At 74.6% G+C, this 1,413-nt stretch carries 2 protein-coding genes; both read left to right on the top strand.

All coding sequences use genetic code 11. The features are described from left to right. Positions 1 to 28 precede the first annotated feature (28 nt). Positions 29 to 1,135 carry an LLM class flavin-dependent oxidoreductase gene (locus E1283_RS36215; protein ID WP_132822394.1) on the top strand — a complete coding sequence of 369 codons (1,107 nt, stop codon included), beginning with the start codon at positions 29 to 31 and terminating at the stop codon, positions 1,133 to 1,135. 53 nt (positions 1,136 to 1,188) lie between these two features. Beyond that, the gene (locus tag E1283_RS39630) at positions 1,189 to 1,314 is read left to right on the top strand and encodes a hypothetical protein (RefSeq protein WP_279571324.1); all 126 of its coding nucleotides are present in this window, start codon (positions 1,189 to 1,191) and stop codon (positions 1,312 to 1,314) included. Positions 1,315 to 1,413: the final 99 nt, after the last annotated feature.

The raw sequence follows: 1,413 nt of genomic DNA, 5'->3' as shown, positions 1-1,413 counted from the left end.
CACCCCGCCATCGAAGGGCCTCATCGCCATGCCCGTGGAATTCCTCGGTATCGCCGCCACCAACGACGGCTCGGAGACCACCGCACGCTCCGGCGCCGCGTTCGACCCGGACTACACGCTCCGCCTCGCCCGCGCCCACGAGGACCACGGCTGGGACCGCGTGCTGTTCGCCTACGGCTCGGGATCGCCCGACCCCGCGGCCGGCGCCGCGTTCCTGGCCGCCCGGCTCGACCGGCTGAACATCCTGCTCGCCCACCGCCCCAACGTCTCCCAACCCACCTTCGCGGCCCGCACCTTCGCCACCCTCGACCAGATCAGCGGCGGCCGGCTCACCGTCCACTTCATCACCGGCGGCAACGACCACGAGCAGCGCCGCGAGGGCGACACCCTCACCAAGGACCAGCGCTACGCCCGCACCCGCGAGTACATCCAGATCGTCAAGCGGATCTGGACCAGCCGCGAGCCGTTCGACCACGAGGGCGAGCACTACGCCTTCCACGACTACGTGAGCGACGTCTTCCCGGTGCAACAGCCCAGGCCCGACGTGTCGTTCGGCGGCTCGTCACCGGCGGCGCTGGCGACCGGCGGCGCCGAGGCCGACATCTACTGCCTGTGGGGCGAGCCGCTGGCCGAGACCGCGCAGCAGATCGAGGCGGTGCGGGCCGCCGCCGCGGCGGCCGGGCGGCGCGAAGTGCCGCGCATCCAGGTCGCGTTCCGCCCGATCATCGCGCCGACCGAGGAACTCGCCTGGGAGAAGGCCCACCGCACGGTCGGCGCCATCCGGGCCCGGCGCGCGGGAGCCGACCGGCCGACACCCGAGAACACCGGCTCCCAGCGGCTGATCGCCATCGCCGAGCGCGGCGAGCGGTTCGACCGCGCGCTCTGGACCCCGACCGCCGCCGCCACCGGCGGCGCGGGCAACTCCAACGCCCTGGTCGGCACCCCGGAGACGGTCGCGGCCGCGCTGCTGGATTACTACGACCTGGGAGTGGACATCATCTCGGCGCGGGGTTACCACCTTCTGGACGACGCCATCGACTTCGGGCGCCATGTCATCCCCCTCGTCCGCGAGGAGGTGGCCAGGCGCGACGCGGAGCTGGCGGCCTCGCGCGCGCCGGCCGCGGCGGCCGGCTGAGGAGCCGGCCGTGAGCCGGCGGTTGGGCTGACGACTCGGGACGGCGGGGTGTGATGGGTGACGGAGGGCCGACGGCCGACTGTTCGTACCCGCTGCCGTCCGCCCCGCCCCGCTGGCTGCTGACCTCGCGCCGCCACATCGACCTGCTGCGGGTCTGCAGCGCGTACCAAGACCGCTGAGGCGGTCCGCGGCCTCCCGCCCGCGGACCGCCGCTCCGGCCTGCCCGCGCGCCCCCGCCACCGCGCCCTTGCCACCGCGCCTCCCTTCCCACCGCGCTT

Source organism: Streptomyces hainanensis, assembly GCF_004348415.1.
Lineage (GTDB): Bacteria > Actinomycetota > Actinomycetes > Streptomycetales > Streptomycetaceae > Streptomyces > Streptomyces hainanensis.
The sequence above is the reverse complement of the archived record's forward strand: the minus strand, read 5'-3'. Positions and strand labels throughout refer to the sequence as shown.